Raw genomic sequence first — 315 nt, 5'->3', positions numbered from 1 at the left:
CCTGATAGCTCAGTTGGTAGAGCACTCGACTGTTAATCGAGTTGTCACAGGTTCGAGCCCTGTTCGGGGAGCCATTTGCTCTCATAGCTCAGTAGGTAGAGTGCATCCATGGTAAGGATGAGGTCACCGGTTCGATCCCGGTTGAGAGCTTTGGAAATGGGGCCCGTTGGTCAAGGGGTTAAGACACCTCCCTTTCACGGAGGTAACAGGGGTTCGAATCCCCTACGGGTCATATAGTTGGAGGCTTAGCTCAGCTGGGAGAGCATCTGCCTTACAAGCAGAGGGTCGGGGGTTCGATCCCCTCAGCCTCCACCA

The 315-nt window shown here is 54.9% G+C and carries 3 tRNA genes; all 3 read left to right on the top strand.

The features are described from left to right. Positions 1-77 precede the first annotated feature (77 nt). The 3 genes from FE296_RS00175 to FE296_RS00165 all read left to right on the top strand — a co-directional run bounded on the left by FE296_RS00175 (position 78) and on the right by FE296_RS00165 (position 315). Positions 78-150: transfer RNA gene (locus tag FE296_RS00175), tRNA-Thr, on the top strand. 10 nt (positions 151-160) lie between these two features. Continuing rightward, positions 161-232, top strand: a tRNA-Glu gene (locus tag FE296_RS00170). A 7-nt stretch (positions 233-239) separates the two neighbouring features. After that, positions 240-315: transfer RNA gene (locus FE296_RS00165), tRNA-Val, on the top strand.

The organism is Paenibacillus sp. UASWS1643, assembly GCF_008693195.1.
Taxonomy (GTDB): domain Bacteria; phylum Bacillota; class Bacilli; order Paenibacillales; family Paenibacillaceae; genus Paenibacillus; species Paenibacillus amylolyticus_B.
This window is presented reverse-complemented; position numbering and strand designations above follow the sequence as displayed.